The organism is Streptacidiphilus carbonis, from assembly GCF_000787775.1.
In the GTDB taxonomy this organism is placed as follows: Bacteria; Actinomycetota; Actinomycetes; order Streptomycetales; family Streptomycetaceae; genus Streptacidiphilus; species Streptacidiphilus carbonis.
Map to the genome: position 1 here is coordinate 91,189 of NZ_BBPM01000003.1, position 13,928 is coordinate 105,116.

Below are 13,928 nucleotides of genomic sequence, written 5' to 3' on the forward strand. Positions count from 1 at the left end.
GGAGGTGCCGCCCAGCGCCGGGTAGGCGTTGGTGACCAGCTGCTGGAACTGCGCGGCGAACCAGTTGCCGGCCGGGATGTCGTAGCCCGGGATGGCGTCGGTCGGGTAGGTGCCGCCGTTGCCGTCGGTCTGGGTCCCGCTGGGGTCGCAGTGCGGGTCGCCGTGGGTGTGCGTACCGCTGGGGTAGTCACCGTCGGACTCGCCCGGGGGCTTGATCCACACGTAGGCGATGATCGGGTCGCTGGCCCCGTACGGCTGCGCGGTCGGCCGCGAGCCGATGCCGGCACCGTTGACGTTGCACCAGTCACCGCGGAACGGCCGCTGGTCGACCTTGTTGGCGGTCACGTAGGAGTTGACGTCGGTCGGGCTGGAGTTCAGCGAGGTGGGTCGGGAGGAGCCGCCCCAGCCGTTGCGGGAGGTGTCGATGAGCATGCCGACGCTGCTGGGGAAGCCCGCGGAGACCAGCGAGGCGTGCATCGCCTCGTCGTAGGTGTGCTCGTCGAAGTAGGGGTTGTACTGGTAGAAGTTGGCCGAGTCCAGCGGCTGCCCGCCCACCTGGAGCGTGGAGTTGGGCAGGAACGGCTCGTCGGTCGGGGTGGTGTTGGCGGTGTCGCTGATGAAGCCGTCCACGCTGGCCACACCCGCGGTGGTGGCCTTGGCGACCTTGGCGAACTCCTGGGCGGCCGGGCCCATGTTGCTGGACCAGCCGAGCCAGCCGGAGTGGCCGATGTCCAGGTAGGTGTAGACGTTGGGGATGGCGTGCAGCTTGTTCAGGGTGTACTCGACACCACTCTCGTAGTACGGGGTTGCCGTCGCGCAGGCCGTCTTGCTCTGGTTGGTGACGGCGTTGGGCAGCGAGTCCGGCTCGATGATCGTGGAGATCCGCAGGTTGCTGTAGGTGCTGCTGCCGAGCAGCGCGGCGATCGGGTCGACGTACTGCGACTCGTACTCGGTCAGGCCGGCCGCGGTGGCCGGGATCTCGCCGTTGGAGGCGAGCGCCGCGCAGTCACGGCCGGGGAGGTCGTAGACCACGACCTCGAACAGTACCGGGGTGGAGCTGCTCGCGGCCTGTGCCTCGGCCTTGTCGAGCTGCGCCTGGAGACCCAGGTGGGTGCTGTCGCCGGCGATGGCGCCGATGTGGTCCATCCAGATGGCGGTCTGGTAGCCGGCGACCTTCGCCTCGGTCGTACCGGTGGTCCCGCCGTCCGCGGCGGCCTGGGCGTTGACCTCGGAGACGTAGTCCGGGTTCAGGTAGGGCGTGGACCCCACGTAGGGGTTGGCGACGTGGGTGACCGCCGCACTCGCGGACTGGCTGGTGGCAGCGATGGGGACGAGCATGGCCGCGCCGAGGGCGGCCGCTGCCGCGGCCGTTCGGAAGCGGGCGAGCGGGCGGGAGGGATGTGGCACTTTCACGGTCCTTTCGGGTGGGGTGGATCGTGATCACTAGCCGGTGAGGGGGTGGGAGTACTGGGAGCGCTCCCATTCAGGGCAGGGCATGGCCGGGGACATACCTTCTGCCGACGGGCGGCAACCAGTGGGAGCGCTCCCGATGGTGGGGCCCGAGCTGACAGCGCGTCAAGACCCTTGACGATGAGCAGAAAAGTCTCGCTGTGGGGCTGTCATGAACGCAATCCATCCGCTACCTTGACGCCCGGCAACCAGTGCGAGCACCCCACCCACTCAACGGAATCGGGTGCTCCCCCATGCGATCCCGCACCACACTCCTCCTCGGCACGGCCGCCGCGGTCACCGGCTTCACAGCGGCGCTGCTGCCGTTGGCCGCGTCCAGCGCCGCGGCGACCGCCGTGTCATGCAGCGTCAGCTACTCGGTCGGCAACGACTGGGGCAGCGGGTTCACCGCCGCCGCGACCATCACCGACACCGGCGGCTCCGCCATCCCGTCCTGGACGCTGACCTACACCACCACCGGCAACCAGACCCTGCAGAGCGGCTGGAACGGCACCTGGTCCCAGACCGGCCACACGGTCACCGTCGCCGCGCCCAGCTGGAGCAGCACGATCGCCGCCGGCGGCTCGGTCACCACCAACGCCAACTTCGGCTACTCGAACACGAATTCGGCACCCACCGGCTTCGCCGTGAACGGCGTGGCCTGCGGCGGGCCGGGCACGCCCAGCGCCACCCCGACCACGGCGCCGCCCACGACCGCACCCCCGACCACCGCACCGCCGACGACGGCTCCTCCCACCACCGCGCCGCCGACGACCGCGCCGCCCACCAACGGAACCGCGCCCGCCCTGCACGTCTCCGGCAACAAGCTGGTGAACGCCAGCGGCAGCACCGTCACCCTGCACGGGGTGAACCGCTCCGGGGCGGAGTTCGCCTGCGTCCAGGGCACCGGGATCTTCGACGGACCGGTCGACCAGACCTCCGTCGCCGCGATGGCGAGCTGGCACATCAACGCCGTACGGGTGCCGCTGAACGAGGACTGCTGGAACGGCGAGTCCAACGTCCTGGCCGCCTACTCCGGCGCGAACTACATCAACGCGATCAAGGCCTACGTCACCCTGCTGCACCAGAACGGCCTGGTCGCCATCCTCGACCTGCACTGGACCGACGGCGTCTACAGCGGAAACTCGTCCGCCTGCTCCACCGCCACCGCGACCTGCCAGAAGCCGATGCCGGACGCGGCCCAGGCGATCCCGTTCTGGACCTCGGTCGCCAACACCTTCAAGGGCGACAACTCGACGGTCTTCGACCTCTTCAACGAGCCCTACCCGGACCGCGCGACCAGCACCACCGCCCAGGCCTGGACCTGCTGGCGGGACGGCGGGACCTGCTCCGGCATCAACTACCAGGTAGCCGGGATGCAGTCGATGGTGAACGCGGTACGCGGCACCGGCGCGAGCAACGTGCTGATGCTCGGCGGTCTCGCCTACTCCAACGACCTCACCCAGTGGCTGACCTACGAGCCGACCGACCCGGACCACGACCTGGCCGCCTCCTGGCACTCGTACAACTTCAACACCTGCAGCAACAGCTCCTGCTGGACCAGCCAGATCTCCCCGGTACTGGCCCAGGTCCCGCTGGTCACCGGCGAGTTGGGCGAGAACGACTGCGCCCACGGCTACCTGGACACCCTGCTCCCCTGGCTGGACAACGCCGGCGCCTCCTACCTGGCCTGGACCTGGAACACCTGGGACTGCTCCTCCGGCCCGTCCCTGATCAGCAACTACGACGGCACCGCGACCGCCTACGGCGCCGGCTACAAGGCCCACCTGGCGGCCCTGGGGTAGGCCCCGGGGCCCGGAGGCTGGAACGGGGGCCGGGACGGGACCGTCGCGGGGGGCGGGGTCCGTCACCGACCGAACCCTTTCCAGGCGCCGGGCCCAGCCTGCGCGCCCGCTCCCACTGGCCCGCCGTCACCTCCACGGGGCGGCGGGCCCGTGCACGGCCGAGAGCGACCGCGACGGAACAGCCGTCAGTCGCGGAGCAGGGCCACCGAGGCGAGCAGGGTGGCGGTGCCCGCTGCGGCGGGGAGGGTGAGGCGCTCGCCGAGCAGGGTGATGCCGAGGAGCAGGGCGGCCACGGGTTCCAGCATCATCACCACCGACACCGCCGTCGCCCGGACCACGGTCATGGCCGCGAAGAAGAGCGAGTAGGCCAGCGCGGTGGGCACCGCGCCCAGGTAGACGAGCAGGGCCACCGCCGTACCCAGGTGGTGTGCGGAGGGGAGCAGGGGTCCGGTCGCGGCCGAGAGCGCCAGCAGGGCGAGCGCGCCGACGGCGAAGCCGCTGAGGGCGCGGTCGTAGGCGTCGTAGGTCCCGCTGTCGCGGTGCCGGCCGTCCCCGCCCTGCGCCTGCGTCTGCGCCTGCGTTAGGGCCTGCGTTCGGGCCTGGGCCTGGGTGAGCAGGTTGATCCCCGCCGAGCCGGCCGCCGAGCCGAGGGCGCAGAGCAGGCCCCAGAGCGGGGCGGTCGCATGTGACGAGGTGTCACCGCCGAAGGCGAGCAGGGTCAGGCCGGTGACCGCCAGGGCGATCGTGGCGACGCCGCGCCGGCCGATCCGTTCCCCGAAGAACACCCGCGCCCCCAGGGCGGTGAGCACCGGGGCGGCGCCGAGGGTGGCGGTGGTGCCGAGGGCGAGTCCGGCAAGGTCGACGGCGGCGAGGTAGCAGGTCTGGAAGGACGCCATCAGGATGCCGGTGCCGATCAGGACGGCGGTCCTCGGGCGTGCGCTGCCACCGGTGCGCCGGTGCAGGAACGGCCTGGCGGCAGCGAGCAGCAGTGCGCCGACGGCGAAGCGCCAGAACGAGACGGCGATCGGCCCGAGGCCGCTGCTGCGGTGCAGGATCGCGGCGGCGGCGCCGGCGCTGCCCCAGGAGGCCGCGGCGAGGCCGATGGTGATCAGCGCGCGGCGGCGGGCCGCAGGCGTGGGTCCGGCCGACGGCGTGTCCGCGTCCTGGGCATGGACCCGGGTGCGGCCGCGACGGCGTGCGGGAAGGGACGGCAAAGAAGGCTGAGCAGGCATGACAGGGCTCCGGAGATGGTCGCTGTGGTCCGCGGCGGGTCAGGACGCGGGCAGCGCTCACCGGACCGATGGCCCCTCGGTCAGCAGTGCGACCAGGGGCGACGGCGATCAGCCAAGGGGCCGCCCGCTAGCGGACGGGCGGCGGAAGGACGGCGAGTGAGTACGGAGCCATGCCCCGGACCCTATCCCCAACGCGGCGCTCAGCGCAGCGGCCGGGCGGTCAGCGCAGCCGCCAGGGGGTTCGGGCGCCCGAGTTGAATGCGGCCTGGCCCTCGGCGAGGGAGGCGGGGTCGTCGCCGAGGGTCACCAGGGTCTTGGCGACCTCCAGCGCCTGCCGGTAGCCGAGCTCCTGGGCGTACCAGACGGCACGCAGCGTGGCCTGGACCGCGAGCGGCGGCTGCGAGGCGATCAGGGCGGCGACCCGGCGGGCCGCGTCCAGGAGTTCGGGACCCGGGACGACCTCCTGGACCAGGCCGATCTGGTGTGCCCGTTGCGCGGAGAGGCGTTCGTGCGCGCCGGTGAGCTGCATCCGCATGACCTCGCCGAGCGGCATCCGCTGCAGCATCGCCATCGACTCGAACACCGAGGCCATGCCGAAGCTGGTGTGCGGGTCGAAGAAGGTGGCGTGTTCCGCGGCGATGATGAACTCCACCTGTCCGAGCAGGTAGAACGCGCCGCCGCAGGCCATTCCGTTGACAGCGGCGATGACCGGCTTCCAGAGGTCTCCCGAGGTCTTGGGGCTGAGCCAGTCGCCCGGGTCGTCGAAGTGCAGCGGGGTGCCGCCGCGGACGCCGATGGGCCGGCCGCCGTCGCCCTCGTGGCCACCGGCCCCGGGCCCGGCGCCGTCCAGCGTGGAGCGGTCCAGGCCGGTGCAGAACGCGCGGTCACCGGCGCCGGTGAGGATGACGGCCCGGACCTCGTCGTTCTCCCGCAGCCCGCGCCACAGTTCGCGGATCTCACGCATCATCCGCAGGTCGAAGGCGTTGTGGACCTCGGGACGGTCCAGCGTCACCAGGGCGACGTGGTCCTCCTCCTCATAGCGGAGGGTGGTGAAGTGAGTCCGCATGCGCATTCCTCCGGTCGCAGCCCTGGCGCATCATTTGAGAACACGTTCTACTTGTCGGCCCGGGCCATCGTCCCGGTCGGCCGCGTCGGAGGGAAGAGGCAGGATGCGGGAGCAACGGCACGGCAGGCGCGTGATGATGACCGACGACGAGCGGGACGCGTACCTGCGCGGGCAGCGGACCTGCCGGGTGGCGACGGTCTCCGCCGACGGACGGCCGCATGTCACCCCGCTGTGGTTCGTCTGGGACGGATCGGCGCTGTGGCTGTACTCCATCACCCGCAGCCGGCGCTGGGGCGAGCTGGAGCGCGAGCCGAGGGTAGCCGTGGTGGTCGACAGCGGCGAGGACTACGGCGAGTTGCGGGGCGTGGAACTGACCGGCTCGGTGGAGCAGGTGGCGGAGGCCCCCAGGACCGGCCTGGACTACCGGGGTCCGCACGAGCTGGCCGGGGCAGAGAAGCTCTTCGCCGCCAAGTACGGCTTCGGCGAGGCCATGTACCACGACGGGCGGCACGGCTGGCTGCGGCTCGCCCCCGAGACGCTGACCAGCTGGGACTTCCGACGGCTGAACGGGGACTTCGCCCGGTAGCCGCATCGGCCCGCACCTGTCCGTCCGTCAAGGTGCCGCAGGTCACACGGGTTGGCCCGGGGCGATCTGACAGGATGCTCCGATGGCAGAAGCTCCGATGGCCACCGACTCCGGTTCCGGTCAGCCCCGTGTGATCTCCGACTTCGTCGATCTGCTGCGCCTCGACGACCTCGACCTCAACCTCTTCCGCGGCTGGTGCCACGCCGGCGCGCCGCTGCGCGCCTTCGGCGGGCAGGTCGCCGCGCAGGCGCTGGTGGCGGCCGGCCGCACGGTGGAGGCCGGGCGTCCGGTGCACTCGCTGCACGGCTACTTCATGCGCCCCGGCGACCCGCGCCGCCCGCTGGTGTACGAGGTGGAGCGGCTGCGCGACGGCCACTCCTACTCCACCCGGCGGGTGACCGCGATCCAGCGCGGCGAGGCGGTGTTCACCCTCTCCGCCTCCTTCAAGCGCCCCGAGGAGAGCCCCGAACGGCAGCGCGAGATGCCCCTGCTGCCCGGCCCCGAGGGGCTGCCCGACCCCTACGCGGCCTGGGCCGAGGGCGGTCCGGAGAGCTACTGGGCGACCACCGGGCGGCTGACCCTGGACATGCGGCTGATGCCGCCCGGCACCGAGGGACTGCCGGGCCGGACCACCGGGGTGGAGGAGCAGTTCGTCTGGCTGAAGTCCGCCTCGAAGATCGCCGCCGACGACGCGCTGCTGCACGTCTGCGCGCTGGCCTACCTCTCGGACCTGACGCTGGCCTCGACCGCCGCACTGCATCTGCAGCTGCCCCGCTCGCTGCGCAAGGAGCCGCCGACGATCAACCTGGCGTCGCTGGACCATGCGATGTGGTTCCACCGGCCGTTCCGGGCCGACGAGTGGCTGCTGTTCGCCCAGCGCAGCCCCTCCGCGTCGGACGGGCGCGGGCTGGCCCAGGGCGAGTTCTACACCAGGGACGGACGGCTGGTCGCCTCGGTGGTGCAGGAGGCACTGGTCCGCGAGAAGCGGCGCTGAACCTGTCAATCAGTCAAAAAGATGCCCGGACCGTGAACCTCCGGTACGGCGGGTGCGTATGGACTCCCGACAGAGGGCGTCAGCCCCACCAGCCTCAGCTCTGTACAGGAGTAACCATGGCCGAAGAGTCCACGAAGACCAGCACCGCCCGTCGGACCGTGCTCGCGGGCGTCGGGGTGGTGGGCGCCGCCGGTGTCCTCGCCGCGTGCGGTTCGAGCAGCAGCGGCGGCAGCGCCAGCGCGGCGGGCGGGGCCAGCACCCCGGCGGCGGACCCGACCACCGCGGCGGCGGGCGGCGCCACCAGCAGCGCGCCGGCGGCCGGAGGCGGCGGCAGCAGCTCGGCGGCGGGCGGTTCGGGCGGTGGCACCGCCCTCGCGGCGACCTCGGACATCCCGGTGGGCGGCGGAAAGGTCTTCGCCGACAAGAAGGTCGTGGTGACCCAGCCGACCGCGGGCGAATTCAAGGCGTTCACGGCGGTCTGCACCCATATGGGCTGCACCGTGGGCAGCGTCTCGGGCGGCACCATCAACTGCCCGTGCCACGGGAGCGCGTTCCACATCGCCGACGGGACGGTCGCCAAGGGGCCGGCGCCCTCCCCCCTGTCCGCGGAGACCATCGCCGTCGCCAACGGCAAGATCACGCTTTCCTGAATCCGGCGGATCCTCGAACGAGAACACCGTTTCACCCCACGGGCCGTGGGCCTGCCACCCCGGGGCCTGGCGCGGGGGTTCGGGGGATCGCTCCCCGGAGAGTTGGAGTACCGGCGTGGACCCGGATCCCGGGTCCACGCCGGTCAGGTGACCTGATGCGGCGTCATACACCTGCAACGCCGTTCCCGGTATCATGGCGGGGTGTCCAAGGTAGACCTGTCCCCCAGGCCGGTCGAGGCTATGTCTCCCCGCCAACTGGAACGCCGGAAACACCTGATCAGGGCCGCGATCGAGCTGGTAGCCGAGATCGGCGTCGAGCGCGTCCAGATGAAACAGGTGAGCGAACGCTCAGGGGTCGCCCTAGGGACGACCTACCGGTACTTCTCCTCGAAGGACCATCTGCTGGCCGCCGCGGTCTCGGACTGGCGCGGGATGCTGATGACAGATCTCGCGGCTGAGCTCCGCGGCTCCCCCGCCCCCCTGGCCGGGACGGACCGCGTCGTCCGCTTCGTGCACCGGGGCATGCGGGCCTTCCAGCGGCAGCCGCACCTGGCCCATCTGCTTGTGGCGGTGACGGTGTCCACCGACCCGTTCGCCAGCGAGGCGGTGGACGAGATGGCCAACGCCGGACGGGCCTCACTCCTGGCGGTGATGCCGCAGGTGCCGGCGGCGGCGCGGAGCGTGGTGCCGCACATCATCGACGCGGCCTGGCAGAGCGAGCTGGTCGCCTGGGTCACCGGGCGCAGCACCCTGGGCGACGCCTACCTCCGGCTGGAGGAGGTCATCCGGGTGGTGCTGGCTCCGTACGCGGCGGCCTGACCGGCCGACAGCCGGTCCGGCCGGCAGGCGGACCTGCCGCGGGCGGAACGGCCGTCAGCGCCAGGCGGTGCGTCCGTGCTCGGCGAACAGTGCGTCGATCTTCTCCAGGTCGTCGCCGGTCAGCGGGCGGTACTCCAGTGCGCCGCCGCCCGCCGCCGTCCCGTACGGCCGCCACAGCACCGGGTCCTCGGTGCGCCAGCGCTCGGCGCGCAGCCCGGTCTTGGCGGTCTTGTGGGTGGCGGTGGCCGGCATCCGGGCGACGATGCGGACGAAGCGCGGGGGCATCTTGGTGCCCAGGTCGGGCTGGGCGGCCAGGAACCCGGCCAGCCGCGCGGCGAGTGCTGCCGTGTCGGCGTGGTCGGCGTCGGGCCGCAGCTGCACCGCCGCCATCACCTGGTCGCCCGCGACCGGGTCGGGGACCGCGTAGACCGCCACGGCCTCGGCCTGCGACCAGCGGCCGAGGATGTTCTCGATGTCGGCGACGGCCAGGTTCTCGCTGTCCACCCGCAGCCAGTCCTCACTGCGCCCGGCGAAGTGGAACCATCCCCCGGCGTCGCGGTGGAACAGGTCCCCGGTCCAGTACCAGTCGTGGCGGACCCGCGCCGCGTCCGCCGCGGGGTTGCGCCAGTAGCCCTCGAAGCCGGCCCGCGCGGTGCGGTTGACCAGTTCGCCGATCGCCTCGGCGCCGTTGAGCAGCCGGCCCGAGGCGTCGAAGCGGGAGCGCGGGCGCTCCTCCCCCGTCGCCGGGTCGACCACGGCCAGGTCGTCGTCGGGCCCCGATCCGACCCGGCCGACGGCACCGGGCGGGGCCGCCGGGTCCTGGCGCAGATTGCAGCCGCCCTCGGAGGAGCCGTAGCCCTCCACCAGCCGGCAGCCGAACCGCGCCTCGAACCGCGCGGCGTCCACCGCCCCCGCCTCGGTGCCGAAGCCGAGCCGGAGCGGGTTGTCGGCGTCGTCCGGGCGCTCCTCGGTGGCCAGCACATAGGAGACGGCGCGGCCGACATAAGTGAAGTAGCCGGCCCGGTAGCGGCGCACGTCGTCCAGGAAGTGCGAGGCGGAGAAGGTGGGGCGCAGCGCGACCGTGCCGCCGGCCAGCAGCATCGGCGCCCACAGCGCCATGGTGGCGTTGCCGTGGAACAGCGGCATGCAGGCGTAGCCGGTGTCGTCGGCGGTCAGCCGGTACATCTCGCGGACCTTGTCCCCGGCCCGGGCCAGCCGCCCCTGGCTGCAGATCACTGCCTTGGGCGCGCCGGTGGACCCCGAGGTGAAAGTCAGCAGGACGCGGGTGCCGGGCGCGGGGCGCCGCGCGGGCGGTTCGGCGTCGAGGTGGTCGGCGAGCAGCGCCGCGTAGTGCGGCCCGTCGCTGTCCAGGACGGGTGTCCCCAGGTCCAGGCCGTTCAGCAGCGGGAGCCTGCGCTGTCCGGTGACGACCAGGGCGCAGTCGGTGTGCCGGATGTCGCGGAGCAGGTCGGGACCGCGTCGGGTGGGGTTGATGCCGACGGCGGTGGCCCCGGCGAGGGCGCAGGCCTGCAGCCAGAAGGCGTACTCGGGGGTGTTGTCCAGCAGCAGCCCGACATGCGGGTGGGCCGCCCGCTGCTCGGCGAGCAGCCGGGTGAGCAGTGCGGCCCGGGCGCAGGCGGCCCGGAACACCTGGTCGTGGCTGAATCCGAAACCGTCCCCGACCAGGCCGGGGCCGTGCCGCCCGCGCTGCGCGTGCACGGCGTCGAGGAGGGTGGGGCTCGGGTCGGTCGCGGGCATCGGGGATCCCCCAGGGGCGGGCTGCCGTACGAATCATTTCTGACGATCCGTCAGTTACCAGCTGTTGATACCCCGTCGCCCGCCAACGCACAAGACCGCCGTCGGCGGCGGGCGTCAGCCGACCGATGCGGTCAGGTCGGTGGTCTGGCCGGCCGGAGGGGCGGTGACCTCGACCGGCGTCCCGAAGTCGCCGAGGTGAATGGTCGTGACCGAGGAGACCTGCTGCGGGGCGGCCGAGGACGAGGCCTTCGCCGAGACCGAGAGGGTGACCTTCTTCTGCACGATGTGGTGCCGGGCGTCGGCCCATACGTCGACCGGCACGTCGGACGGCAGGGAGATCCCGCCCAGACTGCCCTGGTTCCGGCTGAGGTCCACCCGGACCAGGTAGTGCGTGGTGCTGACACCGCCCACGGTCTCCGTGCCGACCTCGGTCACGTTCTTGGCGCCCTTGAGGAAGCCGAGCTGCCGGGAGGCGTCCGGTGCGCTGACGGTGTTGCCGCCGCCGGCCTTGCTCGCGTCGATCTTGATCCACGGCTTGCCGCCGCCGGTCCCACTCCGCACCGAGGCCGGGAGCAGTTCGTAGACCACCTTGTCCAGCACCCGTAGCTGCACGCTCTGCCCGTTCGTGCTGAGGGTGAACTGGCCGTTTCCGCCGCCGCTGAGCTGAGTGACGCCGCTGCCGTGGATGGTGACGGCCTTGCCGCCGCTCTGCGCCGTCTCGTCGAGCGTCATCCTGGCCGAACCTGCCGAGGTGGTGGCCTGGGCGTCGGCCTGCAGGGCACTCGCGTCCGCGGCGCTTCCGGAGCCCGTCGGCGCCGGGGCGGAGCCGCTCGGCGCCGTTGCTGTCGCGGTGGCGGCGGCGGTCCCGGAGGCCGATGCGCCGGCGGACGGTGTCCCGGCCGCCGAGCCGGGACCGCCGGAGGAGGTGCAGGCCGAGAGCGCGAGCGCGGCTGCGGCTGCGGCACCCGTCAGGGCGGCTCGGCGTGCCGCCGATGTTGTGCCGCGCAATGGAGTTGAAGCCATGCCTACCTCCGGTCGGTCGGGGCGACCGGCCGGCCGCAGTCGACGGCTACCCCTGCGGGCGCCCAGCAATCGCGCACCCGTTGGAACAGGAGGGAATCCGGACTGCGGCTGTTTCACGCCGTGGATCGTGGACAGGCGATCGGACGGAATGCAGTCCAGACGCAATGACAGTGAGGAGTGATGCGACGTGACGACCGTCGAGCAGTCCACCGACGTGGCCGTTCCCGTCCGCACCGCCTACAACCAGTGGACGCAGTTCGAGGAGTTCCCCCGCTTCATGCAGGGCGTCCAGCGGATCGACCAGCTCACGCCGGTGCGTACGCACTGGGTGACGAAGATCGCCGGAGTCGAGCGCGAGTTCGACGCCGAGGTGAGCGAGCAGCGTCCGGACGAGCGGATCGCCTGGCACTCCCTGGACGGCCCCGAGCAGGCCGGAGTGGTGACGTTCCACCGGCTGGACGACACCCACACCCGGGTGATGCTGCAGCTCAGGTTCGAACCCGAGGGGTTCGCCGAGCAGGCGGGCGACAAGCTCGGCCTGATCCGCAGCCGGGTGCACGGTGACCTGGAGAACTTCCGCAGGTTCATCGAGAACGAGGGCGCCGAGACCGGCGGATGGCGCGGCGAGGTGGCGGCTCCGCCGCAGGCCGCGCCGCAGGCTCCGAAGCCGGCTCCGCCGCGGACGCCGCCGGGCGAGGAACCCGGCTACGGCTCCACCGCGGGTATCGACACCCCGTTCAGCCGGTACGATCCCGAGACCGCGCGTGAGCCCGGCGACGGGATCTGAGCCGACGGAATCTGAGCACCACCGCAACGGCACCACGGCGGCCCCGCCCTCCTGAGTGAGGGCGGGGCCGCCGTCGTCGCTCAGCGGACGCGCAGGAAGACCGGGTTGGTGAGCGCCGCCATGGCACCCCAGACCAGGGCCGGGCCCATGGTGTTGCCCTGGCCCGGGCTGCCGTCGGCCATCGGGTGGCGGACCTCGGCGCGGACGTAGGCGGCCAGCGAGGTGGTGGTGCGCCAGACCACCGTGCCGCTGCCGGAGGCGGGCAGCGACTCCTGGTGCATCTGGCCCTCGTCGGTGATGAAGCGGACCGTGCCGCCGGGCACGCCGGAGACGTCGATCCGCACGTCCACCGGCGCGTCGGCCGCCGCCGTGAGGGTGCCGCCGATCCCGGCCTGCCGGCCGCCGCCGGTGACGGTGAAATCGAGGCCGACCGCCGAGGACTCGGCGATCCAGCTGCGGCCCGCCTTGATCCCGGCCAGCACGTCCTGGGTGGTCAGATCGTCGGCCAGGACCACGTTGTGGGGCAGCCCGATGACCTGCGGGACGCTGTGGGCGTCGCTGTTGCCCATGGCCGGGGTCCAGCGGCGGCCGGCACGCACCGCCTCGCCCAGCCTGGCGTCCCAGGTGTCCACCGACGACTCGTCGTCGTAGGTCCAGGGACCGTTCCAGACCTCCATGGCGTCGGCGTCGTCGTAGCCCGACTTCCACTGGCAGGCGATGTAGGGGCAGTACGGGTGGGCCGGGACCACCAGTCCGCCGGAGCGGTGGACCTGGCCGGCGAAGCGGGCGAAGGCGTTGTCGCGGGAGCGGTAGCGCCAGTCGATCCACTCGCCCGCCGGGAGGCCGAGCGCCAGCCAGTGGCCGTTGCGGGTGGTGACCTCCTCGCCGGTGACGATCAGCAGGTCGGGGCCGGCGTACACACCCCAGACCGCGTGCGAGGAGCTGGTGTTGTGGTCGGTGGAGACCATGAAGTCCAGCCCCGCCGCCCGGGCCCCGGCCGCGACCTCGGAGGGCAGCCGCCTGCCGTCGGAGTAGACGGTGTGCAGATGGCCGTCGCCCCGGTACCAGGCCCGGCCCCGGCCCTTGGCGCGCTGCGGCGGGTAGTGCGGGACGAAGGCGGCCCCGGGCTCGCCGTAGGTCAGCGTCACCTGGACCTGGTAGTCCATCCCCTGCGGCGCGACCTGGTAGGGGCCGAGCACCACGTGCCAGGTGCCGGCGCTCACCGGTCCGGGCAGATAGCCGGGCGTGGCCTCGGTGTTGCTGATCGCGAAGGAGGTACGGAAGCCGCCGGACCAGCCGCGGAAGCCCTTGCCGCCGAGGGCCGTGCCGCGCTGGTCGAAGACGCCTATGTCGCAGGAGTTCGCCGGGGTGCCGGCCGGGACGGCGGGCTTGGAGTAGGAGTACTGCACCGCGATCTGCTGCACCCCCTCGGGGACCTCGACCGGCAGGTAGACGAAGTCGGCCGCGCCGGTCTCCAGATGGCCGCCGACGGTGCGGCTGACGGTGGTGCCGGGAGCCGGAGTCGCAGCGGCCGCCGACGAGCCGTCAGCCGCCTGCGCGGACCCGGCCGGCCCGAACGCGACCGGGGCGAGGGTGATCGCCGCGGCCCCGGCGGTGACGCCGAGCAGCATCCTGCGCCGGTCCAACGAGTGCTGCTCGCAGGGATCGTCGGGGTGGCCGCTGTCCTCGTGGGTGGTGTCCTCCGGATGCATGGTGTCCTCCAGTGGGTGGGTCGGGAGTGCACGATCGGTGCACCGGA

12 protein-coding genes are annotated in these 13,928 nt (G+C 72.4%); 6 read left to right on the forward strand and 6 right to left on the reverse strand.

What is annotated here, in order from left to right; translation table 11 throughout:
- Positions 1-1,407, reverse strand: a 1,407-nt coding sequence (locus TR46_RS03190; RefSeq protein ID WP_236655184.1) for a glycoside hydrolase family 6 protein, incomplete at its 3' end; no start/stop codon positions are given.
- Positions 1,408-1,703: 296 nt separating this feature from the next.
- Between TR46_RS03190 and TR46_RS03195 the strand changes: the two genes are divergently transcribed.
- Complete coding sequence (locus TR46_RS03195; RefSeq protein ID WP_084717828.1) at positions 1,704-3,254, forward strand: cellulase family glycosylhydrolase; 1,551 nt, start codon at positions 1,704-1,706, stop codon at positions 3,252-3,254.
- Positions 3,255-3,439: 185 nt separating this feature from the next.
- On the opposite strand, the gene TR46_RS03200 is transcribed toward TR46_RS03195, so the two are convergent.
- Together TR46_RS03200 and TR46_RS03205 are read right to left on the reverse strand one after the other, a co-directional pair.
- The gene (locus TR46_RS03200) at positions 3,440-4,486 is read right to left on the reverse strand and encodes a DMT family transporter (RefSeq protein ID WP_084717830.1); all 1,047 of its coding nucleotides are present in this window, start codon (positions 4,484-4,486) and stop codon (positions 3,440-3,442) included.
- Between the two features lie 220 nt (positions 4,487-4,706).
- A complete protein-coding gene (locus TR46_RS03205) occupies positions 4,707-5,552 on the reverse strand; it encodes an enoyl-CoA hydratase/isomerase family protein (protein ID WP_042393060.1) in 846 nt (281 codons plus the stop codon).
- A gap of 103 nt (positions 5,553-5,655) precedes the next feature.
- Here TR46_RS03205 and TR46_RS03210 point away from each other — a divergent pair, with 103 nt between their 5' ends.
- The 4 genes from TR46_RS03210 (at position 5,656) to TR46_RS03225 (ending at position 8,601) form a co-directional block, all read left to right on the forward strand.
- Positions 5,656-6,138, forward strand: a complete 483-nt coding sequence (locus TR46_RS03210) for a pyridoxamine 5'-phosphate oxidase family protein (RefSeq protein ID WP_042393062.1) — start codon at positions 5,656-5,658, stop codon at positions 6,136-6,138.
- Positions 6,139-6,220: 82 nt separating this feature from the next.
- Positions 6,221-7,132 carry an acyl-CoA thioesterase gene (locus TR46_RS03215; RefSeq protein WP_042393064.1) on the forward strand — a complete coding sequence of 304 codons (912 nt, stop codon included), beginning with the start codon at positions 6,221-6,223 and terminating at the stop codon, positions 7,130-7,132.
- Positions 7,133-7,248: 116 nt separating this feature from the next.
- A complete protein-coding gene (locus TR46_RS03220; RefSeq protein WP_042393069.1) occupies positions 7,249-7,782 on the forward strand; it encodes a Rieske (2Fe-2S) protein in 534 nt (177 codons plus the stop codon).
- A 201-nt stretch (positions 7,783-7,983) separates the two neighbouring features.
- Positions 7,984-8,601, forward strand: coding sequence for a TetR/AcrR family transcriptional regulator (locus tag TR46_RS03225; protein ID WP_042393071.1), 618 nt, complete (start codon positions 7,984-7,986; stop codon positions 8,599-8,601).
- 54 nt (positions 8,602-8,655) lie between these two features.
- Here the strand turns inward: TR46_RS03225 and TR46_RS03230 are convergent, their stop codons facing one another.
- Both TR46_RS03230 and TR46_RS03235 read right to left on the reverse strand, forming a co-directional pair.
- Positions 8,656-10,359 carry an AMP-binding protein gene (locus tag TR46_RS03230; protein ID WP_042393073.1) on the reverse strand — a complete coding sequence of 568 codons (1,704 nt, stop codon included), beginning with the start codon at positions 10,357-10,359 and terminating at the stop codon, positions 8,656-8,658.
- 114 nt (positions 10,360-10,473) lie between these two features.
- A complete protein-coding gene (locus tag TR46_RS03235; protein WP_152626279.1) occupies positions 10,474-11,382 on the reverse strand; it encodes an SCO4651 family lipoprotein in 909 nt (302 codons plus the stop codon).
- A 187-nt stretch (positions 11,383-11,569) separates the two neighbouring features.
- On the opposite strand from TR46_RS03235, the gene TR46_RS03240 reads away from it, so the two are divergent.
- The gene (locus TR46_RS03240; protein ID WP_063770515.1) at positions 11,570-12,169 is read left to right on the forward strand and encodes an SRPBCC family protein; all 600 of its coding nucleotides are present in this window, start codon (positions 11,570-11,572) and stop codon (positions 12,167-12,169) included.
- An 80-nt stretch (positions 12,170-12,249) separates the two neighbouring features.
- On the opposite strand, the gene TR46_RS03245 is transcribed toward TR46_RS03240, so the two are convergent.
- Positions 12,250-13,800, reverse strand: a complete 1,551-nt coding sequence (locus TR46_RS03245; RefSeq protein ID WP_161790086.1) for a CehA/McbA family metallohydrolase — start codon at positions 13,798-13,800, stop codon at positions 12,250-12,252.
- Positions 13,801-13,928 lie beyond the last annotated feature (128 nt).